At 34.3% G+C, this 14945-nt stretch carries 14 protein-coding genes and 1 pseudogene; 5 read left to right on the forward strand and 10 right to left on the reverse strand.

The window, feature by feature from the left end:
• Nucleotides 1-125: 125 nt before the first annotated feature.
• A complete protein-coding gene (locus tag IPM51_01310) occupies nt 126-1280 on the reverse strand; it encodes an aminotransferase class V-fold PLP-dependent enzyme (protein ID MBK9282938.1) in 1155 nt (384 codons plus the stop codon).
• Nucleotides 1281-1330: 50 nt separating this feature from the next.
• Here IPM51_01310 and IPM51_01315 point away from each other — a divergent pair, with 50 nt between their 5' ends.
• A complete protein-coding gene (locus tag IPM51_01315; GenBank protein MBK9282939.1) occupies nt 1331-2026 on the forward strand; it encodes a pseudouridine synthase in 696 nt (231 codons plus the stop codon).
• Between the two features lie 6 nt (nt 2027-2032).
• Here IPM51_01315 and IPM51_01320 read toward each other — a convergent pair whose 3' ends face one another.
• Nucleotides 2033-2461: a C40 family peptidase gene (locus IPM51_01320; GenBank protein ID MBK9282940.1), complete on the reverse strand. Its 429-nt coding sequence runs from the start codon at nt 2459-2461 to the stop codon at nt 2033-2035.
• 368 nt (nt 2462-2829) lie between these two features.
• Between IPM51_01320 and IPM51_01325 the strand changes: the two genes are divergently transcribed.
• From IPM51_01325 to IPM51_01335, 3 genes are all read left to right on the forward strand, one after another.
• A complete protein-coding gene (locus IPM51_01325; GenBank protein ID MBK9282941.1) occupies nt 2830-3252 on the forward strand; it encodes a hypothetical protein in 423 nt (140 codons plus the stop codon).
• 35 nt (nt 3253-3287) lie between these two features.
• Nucleotides 3288-6329 (forward strand): gliding motility-associated C-terminal domain-containing protein, encoded by a 3042-nt coding sequence (locus IPM51_01330; GenBank protein MBK9282942.1) that lies wholly within the window; start codon nt 3288-3290, stop codon nt 6327-6329.
• A gap of 129 nt (nt 6330-6458) precedes the next feature.
• A complete protein-coding gene (locus IPM51_01335) occupies nt 6459-7865 on the forward strand; it encodes an MBL fold metallo-hydrolase (protein ID MBK9282943.1) in 1407 nt (468 codons plus the stop codon).
• A gap of 1 nt (nt 7866) precedes the next feature.
• Here the strand turns inward: IPM51_01335 and IPM51_01340 are convergent, their stop codons facing one another.
• The 7 genes from IPM51_01340 to IPM51_01370 form a co-directional block, all read right to left on the reverse strand.
• Nucleotides 7867-8823, reverse strand: coding sequence for an MCE family protein (locus IPM51_01340; protein MBK9282944.1), 957 nt, complete (start codon nt 8821-8823; stop codon nt 7867-7869).
• 1 nt (nt 8824) lies between these two features.
• Nucleotides 8825-9589, reverse strand: a complete 765-nt coding sequence (locus tag IPM51_01345) for an ATP-binding cassette domain-containing protein (GenBank protein ID MBK9282945.1) — start codon at nt 9587-9589, stop codon at nt 8825-8827.
• An 8-nt stretch (nt 9590-9597) separates the two neighbouring features.
• Entirely contained in the window at nt 9598-10371 is a 774-nt protein-coding gene (locus tag IPM51_01350; protein MBK9282946.1) for an ABC transporter permease, read from the reverse strand.
• An 87-nt stretch (nt 10372-10458) separates the two neighbouring features.
• Nucleotides 10459-10902 carry an Hsp20/alpha crystallin family protein gene (locus IPM51_01355; GenBank protein MBK9282947.1) on the reverse strand — a complete coding sequence of 148 codons (444 nt, stop codon included), beginning with the start codon at nt 10900-10902 and terminating at the stop codon, nt 10459-10461.
• Nucleotides 10903-10989: 87 nt separating this feature from the next.
• Nucleotides 10990-11352 (reverse strand): hypothetical protein, encoded by a 363-nt coding sequence (locus IPM51_01360; GenBank protein MBK9282948.1) that lies wholly within the window; start codon nt 11350-11352, stop codon nt 10990-10992.
• Between the two features lie 13 nt (nt 11353-11365).
• The gene (locus IPM51_01365) at nt 11366-12190 is read right to left on the reverse strand and encodes a universal stress protein (protein ID MBK9282949.1); all 825 of its coding nucleotides are present in this window, start codon (nt 12188-12190) and stop codon (nt 11366-11368) included.
• A gap of 211 nt (nt 12191-12401) precedes the next feature.
• Entirely contained in the window at nt 12402-12848 is a 447-nt protein-coding gene (locus IPM51_01370; protein ID MBK9282950.1) for a hypothetical protein, read from the reverse strand.
• 163 nt (nt 12849-13011) lie between these two features.
• On the opposite strand from IPM51_01370, the pseudogene IPM51_01375 reads away from it, so the two are divergent.
• Nucleotides 13012-13883: pseudogene (locus IPM51_01375) on the forward strand (ChaN family lipoprotein).
• Here the strand turns inward: IPM51_01375 and IPM51_01380 are convergent.
• Nucleotides 13884-14945 carry a response regulator gene (locus IPM51_01380; GenBank protein ID MBK9282951.1) on the reverse strand — a complete coding sequence of 354 codons (1062 nt, stop codon included), beginning with the start codon at nt 14943-14945 and terminating at the stop codon, nt 13884-13886.

The raw sequence follows: 14945 nt of genomic DNA on the forward strand, positions 1-14945 counted from the left end.
CCAGCCGAAGCGAAGCGTAGCCACGAACAGCCCGGTTGCCGCCCAAATAAAAATAAAATTTCCTAATATAAATTCTTTATTAAGGGTAACTTAAAACTGAGTAAGAAACCTCATTGCTCTCAATGTTAAATCAAATCCTTTTTAAGTTCAGTTAATGCACTGTAAAGTATATCCAAATCTTTTTGGGTGTTAAAGGCCTGAATGGAGTATCGGATAAAAACTTTATCGTTCTGCCTCATTACAGGAATTTCTATTTTAAAATCAGAATACAATTGATCGTGTAATTTTTCAGGATGTTTATGCTTGATTGGTATGCTGAACAATTGAACCAAAAAGTCATCATTAATTTTACATAAGGATTTAGTTCCTAAAAGTTCAATAAACCTTGGCGCATTACTTTGCACCATTTTTCGGCATTGAATCGCCACCTCCCACCAATTATGTGCTTTCATAAATTCAATGGATTTAGGAATAGTTAAAAAAGCGGAATAATCTCTTGTGCCTTGCATTTGATGATAATCTTGAAATTTTGAATTAGAAGGGAAAAGCGCTTTATATCCCCAACTGATGATTAAAGGGTCAAATAAATCCTGTATATTTTTTTGTACGTATAAAAAAGAACAGCCTTTGGGTGTCATCATCCATTTATGACAGGCACCGGTATAAATGGAGGCACCCAATTCTTTAATATTTAAAGGAATTTGTCCGGGCGCATGAGCGCCGTCTACAAAAACCAAAACCCCTTTTTCATTTGCCCATTGGCATATTTCTTCTACCGGCAAACGTAAACCGGTGCTGCTGGTGATATGACTAATAAATATTAATTTGGTTTTATTAGTAAATCCTTTTACAAATTCCTGTACAAAATCATCCTTACTGGTTATGGGAAAAGTAATATTGGTACGAATGTATTTGGCACCTTTTTTTTCGCAATAATATTCCCAGGTTTTATCACAAGCTCCGTATTCAATATTGGTGGCCAGCACTTCATCACCCGGATTTAAATTAAAACTTTTAGCGATAATATTTACTGCATAAGAAGGATTGGTAACGAATATTAAATCCTCTTCATCACAGTGGATGTAATCACCTAAACTTTTTTTGGCCTGTTGCAATAATTTTAGTCCGGTTTTGGTTATGAATTCAACCGGTTCTTTTTCCAATTCTAATTGTAATTTTTGATATTCCTCAAAAATGGGTTTTGGACAAGCGCCAAAAGATCCGAAGTTTAAATAAGTAATATTCGGATTAATTAGAAATTGATTCTTTAAATTTTGCATGAAATAAATGTAGCCAAAAAGCCAAAGTTATCCTACATTTAGCTTTTAATATGAAGGTTGATAAATATTTAGCATTATACTCCGATTATTCCAGGCGCAAGGCATTTGAATTAATAGAGGCGAAAAAGGTTCTGGTAAACGGAAAAACGGCCAATTTCAGTACCAAGGTAAATTTAGGCGACATCGTTTTAGCAGATTCGGTAGAGATTAAAGAAAAAAAGATACAAGAGCTAATTATTGCTTATAATAAACCAAAAGGCGTGATTTGTACCACTGAAAAAATTGAAGGTAATATTATTGATGCATTAAACTTTAAAGAAAAGATTTTTCCGATAGGTAGGCTGGACAAAGAATCTGAGGGTTTAATATTATTAACGAACAAAGGAGAGTTTGTAGATAAAATTGCAAATCCTAAATTTCAGCATGAAAAAGAATATATTGTTACACTTAACTTTCCGGTGAGAACTGCCTTTTTAAAGGAAATACGAAATGGTATAAATTTAGATGGTGAAATAACATTACCATGCAAAGCAGAAGTTATTGAGGGGACTAAAAGATTATTTAAGATCATCCTTAATCAAGGATTAAACAGGCAAATAAGAAGAATGTGCAATGCGTACGACTATCAAGTATTAAAATTACAAAGAGTACGCGTTATGAATATAAAGCTTGATAAATTAAAATTGGGTGAATGGAGAGAATTAACATCTGAAGAGAAGATTGAACTTTATAAAAACATTGAATAGTGAAGCTTAAGTTTTTAAAACTTCATTTAGCCGTATCGCTTTTAAATATCGTTTTTTGTAATTACTCGAATTAGTAAAATTGGTAATGACCACACCTCCATTTTTTTTACCCGAAGAAGAATGGATGAAGTAAACCTCTTGTTCAGTTACCTCAGCCACAATACCCACATGTCCGGGTTTCCGAATTTCGGCATTAGTACCGGTAAACACTAAAATATCGCCCTTACGAAGGGAATCAATTGACACTAAATTACCCGTTTTTTCATAATCCATTGATGCCCTGGGCACATCAACTCCAAAATGCGTAAATACATATTTTACAAATCCCGAACAATCAAATCCGGTATTCGGACAAATGCCGGTGTACTTATAAGGAATTCCTAATTGTAGCTTGGCAAAAGTGATTAATGAATCTGGACTAACTTGTCCATTCATATGAAAAGCAAATACTATAAATAAAAAATATACTCTGAAAAACCCCATTGATTTTCTAAAATTAGGCAATTACTATAGGGCATTATTAAAAAGAAATTAAGATAAGATTACTGGAATCGCATCCATTTGACTATATTTTATATAAATCTATGAAAACCAACTACATATATTATTAATGCTGATATTCATTTAAAATATCTTGTTAATTGAGTTGTTTTATTCCATCACTTTCTAAACGATTTAGGAATTAAATTTTGGAGTAAATGAGGGAATAAGGACTGAAATCGAGTAGGTAAAGCATATATATTATTTAAAAAAGGTATTTTTTTTAATTAATTGCCGAACTTTACATCAGCGAAAATACTATTATGAAGAAATTATTAATTACACTCGTTTTATTAGGATCAGTTTTATTTGGTAAAGCTCAGGTTCCTACCAACATTACTAACGGTACATGGCAAAGTGCAGTGTTAAGAGCTGATGGTGCAACATCGGTAGAAGGTGTTGAATCTTATTGCATGAAAGTTACTTGTAATAATGAAGAGTTTATTGTTATTAAATTCAAAAACACCAACAACTACAAAGTTGCAGTTGAATGGACAGATGCTATATATTATAACGGCAATTGGAATCCTTCAACAGGTACTAAGAAAATATATGTGGATGCGAATTCAGAATCCATTGGAGATTGCAATGGCAACATCAAATTAAAATTAGGCGTTAATTCAATAATTAGTTTTCCGGCAGGATTGGGACACTATAGTACCATGGGGTTAACTGTAAAACAATAGAAATAAATTATTCAAGTCATATAAACTCGATCAAAATGAAAAAAATTCTTTTAGTTATATTCACATTGTTGCTTTTTGCAGGAACTAGCAAAGCGCAAGGTGTTATTACGAATACCGTAACCTGGACATCAGGATGGTGTAATATATGTGGTCCACAAACAGGTAACTATTCTTGTAATCCGCCTTGGTCGGGTAGTGGTAACTGGAATAATGGTACAAGAACTTTTGTAACCAATGTACCTCCGGGAAATATTATTTCCGGTGTTTGTGTAACGGTGAACAAAGTAAATTGCGGATATACCAATTTATGTGTAGTAATTAACGGAAATACAATTCAATGTTTACCTCCGGCAGGTGGTAACTGTGCTTGTGGTTCTTGCTGGCCTCAAACTTTTTGTAACACTTATCCTTGTCCTACTGGTCTTCCAAACTTCGTTAATCAAGGAACAAATACAATCACTTTAATCAATGTCGGAACTATTTGTGTAAATAGTGCTGTCATTACGCTTACTTATCAAACTTGTTGTCCCACGCCTACTATTACAGTTGCCGGAAATACGGCAATTTGCAGTGGACAAAGCACAAGTTTAACAGCAGCAGGAGCAGGAATAGGTGGAACCTATACATGGACCGCACCAGGTGGTACTACTTTATCAACATTGCCAGGGGTTGCAGTTCAACCCACAGCCACCACAATATATACAGTATATGGAACTACGCCTTTCCCATGTACGGGTTCACAAACAGTAGAAGTTCAAGTAAATCCAACTCCAACTTTAACCCCGGGTAATGATTCTCCGGTTTGTCAAGGTGCCACAGTGAACTTAACTGTTAATGCGGTACCGGGCGGAACGTTAGTTACTTATTTATGGCAGGGACCGAATTCATATACTTCAGCTTTCCAAAATCCACAGATTACCAATATACAGCCTAACATGGCGGGTATATATACAGTAACTGCGGTTAATAATTTCTCTAACGGAGGTTCTTGTTCTTCCAGTGCTAACACTACAGTAAATGTGATTCCGGTTAATCAAACTTCGGTTACCCCACAATTTACATTGTGTGAAGGTGATGCCTTAAATTTAACTGCTCAAAATGCGGTACCTCCAACGGCGTATTATTGGACAGGACCAAATACATTTACATCTAATTTACAAAATCCAACAATTGCGAACACTAATACGGTGCATGCCGGAGATTATATTGTTACAGCTTCCTTTGCTGTACAAGGATTAACTTTAGTTTGTACAAGTACTGCGGTATCTAACGTGTCGGTAGTTGCAACCTCACCTATAACATTAACAATCCCTCAAAATATTTGTGAAGGAATGACTGCCAATATTAGTGCAACGGCTAATCCTATGCCACTTCAATTCAATTGGACAGGACCTAATGGATATATTTCAACCGGATCAAATACAACAATTCCAAATGTTGTGCCTGCGCACACCGGTGTGTATAACGTAGTGGGAGTATGGGCAATTGGATCTAAGAGTTGTACCATAAGTAATTTTAATCAAATGAATGTGGTTCCTGTAGCGCCAATTGCAATTAATGTACCTACTATGGTTTGTTATCCTGCGGATGTTCATTTAACATCGAGTTCACAGGGTGCAATTTCATACAGTTGGGGTGCAACCACCGGATTTACATCTAATATTCCTAATCCAATTTTAGGTGCTCCGGGCACAACGGCAACCGGAATTTATACAGTATTTACAGCGTATACCAATGGTGCTTTAATCTGTTATAATTCAAATACAACTCAGGTAACGGTTAATCCAATTATTCCTGTTGATTTAGAACCTTACAAACAATTGTGCTATAATGCTACTTATTCAATTAGTGGACCTCCGGGCGCTACGTCTTACTTATGGTTAGGTCCTAATTCATATAGCTCAACAAATCAGCTTTTGGTAATACCTTCCATTCAGCCGCCTTTGGCAGGAACCTATACGCTGGAAGTTACTTTAGGCCCATGTAAAACTTTAGGTACTACCAAAGTTGATGTGTTAACGCCAATTTCTTTCACTAACACGCCGGGTAATAAAACCATTTGTATGGGAGATAGTATAGCATTGTATGCCGGAGCAACTGGAGGTAGTCATAATTACGCCTATGTTTGGAATCCTCAACAGTGGTTAGGTTCTCCAACCGGTAGCGTTCAATATGCCACTCCGTTAGGAACCACTATTTATAATCTTACGGCATACGATATTGCATGTCCATTCTATACGGTTGGAGCCTCGTTTACGGTTAACGTAAATAAAGCACCGCAGCCTCAATTGGATTTACCTAAACATGAAGGTTGTCAGCCATTGTGTTTAACATTTAATAGTAAAACGCAAGAGCAGGCTTCACAAATCACTTATGATTTTGGTAATGGAAATGTTATGCAGGCAGATGACTTTAATTATTGTTTAAATGACGCAGGTACTTATAATTTAAAGATAAGAACCACCGGTAAAAATGGCTGTTCATATAATTGGGAATATCAAACTCCTATTCAGGTTTGGCCTACACCAAATAGTATTGTAGAAACAAATCCTGAGCGTGTAACAACAACAAATAATAATGTTACATTCTATCCATCTTCTACAAGTGGTAATGTAGTAAGTTACCAATGGGCTTTTGAAGGAGTAAAAGGAAACGGTGCAGGCTATGATACTTCATTCATGAAGAATCCTACCCGTATCTATGATAATATTGGTGATTATCCGGTGTTATTAATTTCAACTACTGATAAAGGCTGTATTGATACTTTAATGAAAGTAATTGAAGTTAGAGATGAGTTTGCTATATTCATTCCGAATACCTTTACGCCGAATGGTGATGGACTTAATGATATATTCAACATTAAAGGAGTTGGAATTAAAACCACAGGTTATAGCATGGAAATTTATGACAGATGGGGAACCTTGGTTTATTCAACCAAAGAGCTTACTAAAGGTTGGGATGGAACCGTGAAGGGCTTAAACGCTGAAAACGGTGTTTATGTTTTCAAAGTTAAGGCTGAGGCGGCAAATGGTGATGGAAGAAAAGAATATGTAGGACACGTCTCCTTATTAAAATAAAAAAAAGAGATTTAATTCAATCCTCTCCTTACGGAGAGGATTTTTTTTTGACTAATACTAACAAAAGTCAAGTACCTATTAAAGAAAAACAAGTAATTTGCGCCTGTGTTTGACTTAACGAACACTCACATGAAAATAAAATTAATTGGAGCAACAGAAAGCGTAACCGGAAGTAAACATTTGTTGCTAACCGAATCAGGATCTCAGATTTTATTAGACTGTGGCTTGTTTCAAGGCATGGGGCGAGAAACAGACGAGCTGAATAGAAAATTGAATTTAAATCCCGCGCATTTAGAAGCCATCCTACTTACGCATGCTCATATAGATCATTCAGGTGCAATTCCTTATTATGTATCACAAGGTTTCAGGGGTAGAATTTATTGCACGGAAGCAACCTTTGATGTTTGTAAGCTGTTGTTATTAGACAGTGCCAACATACAGGAGAGCGATATTTTTTATATTAATAAAAAAAGATTCAAACAAGGAAAAAAAGCATTAGAGCCTTTATATACTGAAAAAGATGCAGTCGGGGCCTTAAAACAATTTCATCCGGTTAAGTCAGGTGCCGAAATAAAAATAAACAACGAGGTTTCGTTCCATTTTACTGAAACCGGGCATATAATTGGAGCTGCTGCAATAAATCTCACACTTAAAAAAGAAAACAACATCAGAAAGTTAACCTACACCGGTGATATAGGTAGGTATACCGACCCAATTATGAAAAAGCCGCAAGTGTTTCCGCAAGCAGATTTTGTTATTTGTGAATCAACCTATGGCGACCGATTACATGAAGAAACAAAAAACATGGAGGGACGATTTTTAGATATTGTATGTAACACCTGCATAACTAAAAAAGGAAAATTAATTATACCTGCATTCAGTCTGGGGAGAACACAGGAAATACTTTATATACTTAATAAGTTAGAATACAAAGACCGATTACCAAATATAAATATTTATGTGGACAGTCCACTTTCAACTGAGGTAACCAAAGTGGTAAAAAAGCACAAAGAATGTTTTAATAAAGAGTTGGTGCACTATATACAGAGTGATCCAACCCCATTTGATTTTGAAAATTTGTATTACATCAAAGATGTAGAAGCATCTAAAGAGATCAATCGATCAAAAGAACCTTGCATTATTATATCAGCATCAGGAATGGGAGACGCAGGTAGGGTGAAGCATCATATTAAATATGCGATTGAGGATTCAAGAAATACAATTCTAGTAATGGGTTATTGCGCGCCTTATACCTTGTGCCATCGATTACTAAGTGGCGAAGAATCGGTTCATATTTTTGGGGATTATTTTAAAGTGAAGGCCGAAATAACTTCAATACTATCTTTAAGCGCACATGCAGATCAGAATGAATTGGTTCAGTTTTTAGCGTGTCAGGATAAAAATAAATTAAAAACTATTTTTTTGGTTCACGGAGAAGAAGAAGCGAAAGCTGAATTTAAAATAAAACTTTTAGAAGAAGGATTCTATAATGTACAAATACCTGCTCCCGGTGATGTGTATGATTTGTTTGAATAGGTTATTTTTTTACTTTCTTTTTCTTGAAATACTTTTTGAAAGGCCAGCTGTGTTTTAGCGCTTCCAATAACAAATCAAAATTGCCGGCGCCTTTGTCAATTTTCAAAATGCTTTGATTTAAATCATGAACCAAAGTTGTATCATGTAATAAAACACCAATAGTACCTTTACCGTCTTTTAAATTTTTTACAATCTCCGAAATATTTCCACTCAAATAAGCGGTAGTATCTGTAATCCGATTCAGCTGCACAACAGCTTGATGAATATTTGAAGAAAGTGTAGTATCAGTAATCAATGCCCCTAAACTCCCTTTACCTTCTTTTATATCTTTGCTCAAATTGCGTAAATCTCCGGTAACGGCCAAACCTTGTTCGCTCATGTATCTTAAATTAACTACGGTAGATTTTACGTTATCGGCAACCGTAGTATCCAGTAAAACATTCCACAAACTATTTTTGTTACTTATTTTTTCAGTAATATCTTTTAAATTATCAGTTATCACTTTAATATTTTCATTGGTAACATTTAAAGTTCTTATCATTTCTTCCATTTCTACGGGAGTCAAGGTTTTTAGCACATCGCCTTCTTCAATATTTTGATCGGCGGCTTTTACAGAAGCAATATTGATTAATTTATTTCCCATTAATCCATCTGTGCCAATACTGGCAATGGCATTTTTTTTAATGAAACGTTGCGTGGCTTTGTCAATGATCATGGTAACTTTTACGGATGAATCACTAATAATTTGAATAGCTTCCACAGTGCCTACATCTATGCCTGAATAACGAACATTGTTGCCAGACATTAACCCGTTCACATTTTTAAATTCAGCATGAATTTGAATGGTGTTGCCAAATAAATTCTGTTTGTTTCCGATAAGATAAAGTGCAAGAATAAGCAGAACGGATCCTGTTATTACAAAAACACCTAATTTCACATTTCTATTAAGCTCTCCCATTTTATTCGAAAAAAGTTTTTATTTTAATATCATCTGAATTTTGCAATTCTTCAAATTTTCCCATTGCATAACATTGTCCGTCAATCAGCATTACAATTTTTGAAGCTACAATTTTTACGCTGCTCAAGTCGTGCGAAATAATTATTGAAGAAGTTTGATATTTTTTAGCTAAGGTAACAATGAGGTTGCTAATTTCTTTTCCGGTGATTGGATCTAAACCTGTGGTTGGTTCGTCGTATAAAATTATTCCGGGTTTTAATATCAAGGTTCGGGCCAGGGCAATACGTTTACGCATACCACCCGATAATTCTGCAGGTTTCATTTCTTGCGTGTGTTCCAATCCTACGTTTTGAAGTGCTTCATGAACTAAAGCGTCAATCTCCTGTTTAGCATTATTTTTTCTGTGCCTGCGTAATGGGAATTCTAAATTTTCACGAACCGACATCGAATCATATAAGGCATTACTTTGAAATAAAAAACCAACGTAAGCCCGCATTTTATCTAATTCTTTTGCTGTCATTTTCGCAACATCTTTGCCATAAACAAGTATGCTTCCGGCGTCGGGCTTTATAAGACCAATAATACATTTAATTAAAACGGATTTACCGGAGCCAGATTTACCCAAAACCACAATATTTTCACCCTGATGTACGTCTAAATTGAAATTTTTTATTACGTGATTAGAACCAAATGATTTATATAATCCGCGTATGCTTATTACAACTTCCGGATTAGATTTTTTTAATTGCGATTCGCTATGTTGTATTTCGGTTTTCAATTGAGTTGAAGTAAATCAGTTATTTGAACAGCTATTAAATCAAGAATAAAAACAATTAAAGAAGAAATTACAACAGCAGAATTGGCGGATTGACCCACGCCTTCGGTTCCCTTATTGGAGTAATAGCCTTTATAACAGCCAATAATTCCGATTGCAAATCCAAAGAAAAAAGTTTTAACTATAGAAGGAACCAAGTCACTAAAAACAACAGTATCAAAAACCTGATTCCAAAAAAGTTTATTACTTACTACCCCATGCAAATTAGATCCTAAATAACTTCCATACAAAGAAACGGAATCAGAAATCACAACAAGTAGAGGAATCATGAAAGTGGTTGCTAAAACGCGGGTTACTACAAGATATTGGTAAGGGTTAGTGCCGGATACCTCCATGGCATCTATTTGTTCGGTTACTTTCATTGAGCCTAATTCGGCGCCAATGCCCGAGCCGATTTTTCCTGCGCAGATTAAAGCCGTAATTACCGGAACTATTTCACGGATAAGAGAAACCGAAACCATTTTTGGTAGCCAAGACTCAGCGCCAAATTCAACCAAGGTAGGTCTGGATTGAATGGTAATAACCAAACCCATAATAAATCCGGTTATACAAACAAGAGGAAGGCTTTTATATCCGATGTAGTAACATTGCCGAAATAATTCTTTTAATTCGAAGCCCGGTTTTAGTATTTCAACGAAAAATCGACCTGAAAAACGTACAACTTTTCCCGTTTCAGCTAAAAAAAAAGAGATTAAATTTTGATTTGCGGCCAACTAAACAAAGTTAGATTAATTTTTCAATTATATAAAATTTTACAGCGTAAACGTCAGAAAATAATCTCTTTTTTTATAAGAACATTATTAATCAACTTTAATGGTTTTTTTTCCGGTGCCTTTATCCGGTTCTTTTTTAGGGATAACCAATTTTAAAATTCCATCCGTGTAATTCGCTTGAATGGAAGATTCGTTTACAGATTGTGGAAGCGTGAAAGACCGAGAGAAAGAGTTAAAGGAGTATTCTTTTCTCGTAAATTTTTCATTCTCTTCATTTTTTTCATTTTTTGATTCAGCACTAACTGTTAAAACGTTATTATCCGCTTCAATTTTAAAATCATTTTTATTAAAACCGGGTACAGCAAAATCAATATTAAATTCTGTTGGTTTTTCTTTGATATTTACCGCCGGCAAATTTCTGCCAAAATCTTTATCGAAAAACCGATTACCGAAAAAATTATCGGAATTAAAAAAATCCGATACAAATGAAGGGAAAAATACACCTTCGTCCTTTTTTTTAATTTGTGTCATTTTTTTTAAAGTTTAAAAGTTAATAACACTAAATTAATAGCGATGATTTTTAAATTAAATGATCAAAATCAAAATTTATTTTAAGATTTATTTGCTAAGAGCTTCGCCCTGCTTGTTTTGATCTTCTAAGGTCCAATCATCTGTTACAGTAGTTTCAAGCCAAATGGAACCTGATTTTCTAAAAACCTGAACTCCTAATCCATACATATCTCTGAAATTACCTTCTAACACACTAACGGACATCTGCGGCGTAATATTCAAAACGCCACTTTTATGAATGGTTCTGCTTTCGCCAATGGTTAAGTGAGCGGGTAACATTAATTTTTTAGCAGAGCCTCCGCCTTTTTTGTGCATTTGAGAAAAGAATTCAATTTTTAAAAAGGGAAATATTTTACTAAAATCACTTTGTAAGTCTGAAATTTTCTGGTCATCGTTGATAAATACGTTCATATTGATTTTTTTATTAGTTATCATGTAAGCAAAGCAATGGTACTTTAGAATGAAAGGCCATTTGTTTAGTGTGAGGTTCCTTAAATATTTTGTGAATAAAGGAATGCTGGTGAGCAACCATAACAACAAGGTCTGCTTCTATTTTATCAGCATATTGATTAATTCCATCCGTTACCGATTCATTTGCAACAACGTGAAAAGTATGATTCGTTCCCTCTAATACATTTTTAAGTTTGATACCCTCTAGTGCTTCTTCCGCTTCAGGAAGGTATGAATCAGTAGGAACAACTTTTAATACATAAATGTGCGCTTTAAGTTGTTTGGCCAAATCAATTAATATTTCGTAGGTAGCTAATGTGGCATCGTTGTAATCGGTAGCTAATATGATTTTTCTGGGCGATTTAAATTTTACAAATTCATCTATGGCGAAAACAGGAATTTTTACTTTTTCCATTACAGAAGTGGTTACGCTTCCGGCCAGTTTCTCTTCCAAAATTCCCGCGCCACGCATACCCATAACAATTAGATTGACCTTATTATCGTTGGCATAATCTATTATTTCTTCAGCCCCGAGTCCGCATTTGGTTTTTACTATAATATTTAAAGAGGGGTATTTTTCGTTGTATTTTATTTTTAATTTATTCAAAGCGTTTTCGCTTATTTTCTCAATTTCTTCCAGCTTGGGTAATAATAAAGCAGTTTCCGGAGTTAGTAAAGGAGTATGGTAAACATGAAAAAATATCAAGGATGAATTTGAGAGTAGGGCCAATTGCGCTGCATAGTCAATGGCATTATCTGAATTTTCCGAAAAGTCAGTTGGCACTAAAATAGTTTTCATTTTTTTCTTTATTAGTTAATTATAACTTACGCCTTAGTTATAAAAACACAAAGTGCATTACAATTCACGAGTAAGGTGAGTCAAAACTATATATATCTTAGCGCGTAAAGAATGAGCGATGTCAAATAACCACCTGATAATAGTCATCTGTACATGTAATTAGAAATAACCAATTTGTAACAAGCAAATAGGCTGAAGAGCGTTGAATTTGTTATTTTTTGCCGATATTATATTTGAGTTTCAGCACTTCCATTTTAAGTTTCAACTTTTCAATTTCAAGATTTAATTCGTTATAAATCTGTGATGAAGCTTTATGGTCTTTAATACTTGATCCCATTTCGTCAATGAGTTTGCCAATATTATCCTTTTGTTTATGATAAGTTTCTTTGGAATCCTTTACTTCAGTTCTGATCAGTTTCTCTATGGCATCAATGTGTTCTTTAATCTTAGAAGCGTTTTCTTTAATATGAGTTGTTGATTCATTCAATGAGGTTGAGGTTTCATGAATATAAGAATCAAACTTCTCCTTTAAATCTCCGTAAAGGTCAGTTACTTCAGCTTTACCTAATGCAGCTTGCAATTGAAACTCTTCAATTTTATAAATCGTGCCGCTTAATTTTTCTAGTATTTTGTCTGTTAATGTTTTTGAATTTTCCATAGTTTAATATTTATATTAGTCAAATTTAGCTGAAATTGATGAGCTTTCCATTGACTAAAGTCAATAAACTAAAACAATTTAAGCTAATAATTAGCGAATCAAGATTTTTTTATCTGATTTAATCACATATACTGATATATTTACAAGCAATTAAAGTATAGTTATGAAAAATTTGATTATTAAGCTGAGTTTGCTTTGTGGCGTTATAGTTACCTGTTCTTTTATTAGAAGTGATAAACCGGGTTATATTTTGTTTGATATTAAAGGTGAGCGAACAGATTATGATAAAATGCTTGCCGAAGCCCTTAAAAGCGATGTGATATTATTCGGTGAGTTGCACGATAATCCGATTTGTCATTGGCTACAACATGAATTAACTAGCGATTTATTCAACTCGAAAAAAGCAAATTTGGTTTTAGGTGCTGAAATGTTTGAGGCGGATGATCAAATTGTATTGTCGGAGTATTTGGGTTCTAAGGTGAGCGAGAAAACTTTTAAAGACGAATGTAAGCTATGGACAAATTATAATACAGATTATAAACCGTTGGTTGATTTTGCCAAGAAAAATAAATTACCTTTTATTGCAACAAACATTCCTAGAAGATACGCAAACTTAGTTTATTCAAAAGGAGAAGCTGCTTTAGATAGCATTGATGCAGAAGCTAAAAAGTGGATAGCGCCCTATCCGATAAAATACGATGGAAGTATTAAATGCTATAAAGAAATATTTGAAAACGCAGGGGGACATGGAGGTGAAAATTTACCAAAGTCACAAGCCTATAAAGATGCAACGATGGCGCATTTTATTTTAAAAAATTGGACAAAGGGTAAAACTTTCATCCATTATAATGGCGCCTATCACAGTAACCATCATCAGGCCATAGAATGGTATTTGAAGCTTCAAAATCCAAATCTGAAAGTGTTGGTGATTTCTTCAACCGAACAAAAGATTTAAGTAAGCTAGAAGAAACGACTTTAGGAAGCGGAGATTTTATTATAGCCACCCCCGCATTAATGACAAAAACGTATAAATAATTAGTTTTTTAGTTTGCCCAATTTTTCCGGATTAATTACGCTAATTGTACCTCCGCTTACTTCAATTAATTTCTCTTCCTTAAAATCGCTTAGTGTTCTAATTACGGTTTCGGTTGCTGTGCCTACCAAATTGGCTAAATCTTCTCTTGATATATTGATGCTGAATTTTTCTTCTTTGTCCTTTTTGTATTTATTATACAATATTAATAGGGCTTCAGCAACTCTTTTACGAACTGAGTTATAAGCGAGTTTTACCAATTGATCTTCTCGGTCAATAATATTATTAGTAAGAATGCTTATAAACTTTCTTGACACTTCCGGACTCTTATATACCAATGCGAAAAAATCTTCTTTGGGAACTGCTGCAATTTCTGATTCTTCTAATGCTTCAGCACTATCCGTATACTTATCATCTTCCAATAAAGCCAAATAACCAAAAAAATCACCTTCATTATATAATCCGTTGATTAATTCTTTGCCCATTTCGTTGGTTTTAAATGTTTTTACTTTACCCTTTTTAATAAAGTAAACCGATTTGGGTATAGAACCTTCCTGATAAATAATTTGTTTCTTTTTTATATAAGAAGTGTCTCTTTTTTCTGAAAGTTTTTTAAGAGGTTCAATGCTTTTCACTTCCTTTATAAAACTGTCAAATCCTTCAAGGGTATTGGAATATTCTTGTTTTAATAATTCTGCTTTTTTAATTCTGCTTTCAATAGCATTTAAAAGCTCAATGTCATCAAAGGGTTTTGTTACATAATCATCAGCTCCCATTTCCATACCTTTTCTGAAATCACTTCTTTCCGCTTTAGCAGATAAAAAGATAAATGGAATATTGGCTGTTTCTTTATTCTTGGATAGTAAATGCAAAACACCGTATCCATCCAATACCGGCATCATGATGTCACATATAATTAAATCCGGCTTATCTTTCTGCGCTAACTCAACTCCAATTTTTCCGTTTTCGGCCGTTACCACATTGTATTTGGAAAACTCCAGAATTTCTGCAGTGTTTTCGCGCATTTCTTTATTATCTTCTATTAGTAATATTTTCTTGCTCAT

Source organism: Sphingobacteriaceae bacterium, from assembly GCA_016715905.1.
In the GTDB taxonomy this organism is placed as follows: domain Bacteria; phylum Bacteroidota; class Bacteroidia; order B-17B0; family Aurantibacillaceae; genus Aurantibacillus.

Bases quoted from the DNA above. Each gene is read 5' to 3' on its own strand.
- IPM51_01355 (MBK9282947.1), bottom strand. From the start codon at position 10,902: ATGACACAAATTAAAAAAAAGGACGAAGGTGTATTTTTCCCTTCATTT.
- IPM51_01325 (MBK9282941.1), top strand. From the start codon at position 2,830: ATGAAGAAATTATTAATTACACTCGTTTTATTAGGATCAGTTTTATTT.
- IPM51_01360 (MBK9282948.1), bottom strand. From the start codon at position 11,352: ATGAACGTATTTATCAACGATGACCAGAAAATTTCAGACTTACAAAGT.
- IPM51_01335 (MBK9282943.1), top strand. From the start codon at position 6,459: ATGAAAATAAAATTAATTGGAGCAACAGAAAGCGTAACCGGAAGTAAA.
- IPM51_01340 (MBK9282944.1), bottom strand. From the start codon at position 8,823: ATGGGAGAGCTTAATAGAAATGTGAAATTAGGTGTTTTTGTAATAACA.
- IPM51_01330 (MBK9282942.1), top strand. From the start codon at position 3,288: ATGAAAAAAATTCTTTTAGTTATATTCACATTGTTGCTTTTTGCAGGA.
- IPM51_01365 (MBK9282949.1), bottom strand. From the start codon at position 12,190: ATGAAAACTATTTTAGTGCCAACTGACTTTTCGGAAAATTCAGATAAT.
- IPM51_01320 (MBK9282940.1), bottom strand. From the start codon at position 2,461: ATGAATGGACAAGTTAGTCCAGATTCATTAATCACTTTTGCCAAGCTA.
- IPM51_01315 (MBK9282939.1), top strand. From the start codon at position 1,331: ATGAAGGTTGATAAATATTTAGCATTATACTCCGATTATTCCAGGCGC.
- IPM51_01310 (MBK9282938.1), bottom strand. From the start codon at position 1,280: ATGCAAAATTTAAAGAATCAATTTCTAATTAATCCGAATATTACTTAT.
- IPM51_01380 (MBK9282951.1), bottom strand. From the start codon at position 14,945: ATGAGCAAGAAAATATTACTAATAGAAGATAATAAAGAAATGCGCGAA.
- IPM51_01370 (MBK9282950.1), bottom strand. From the start codon at position 12,848: ATGGAAAATTCAAAAACATTAACAGACAAAATACTAGAAAAATTAAGC.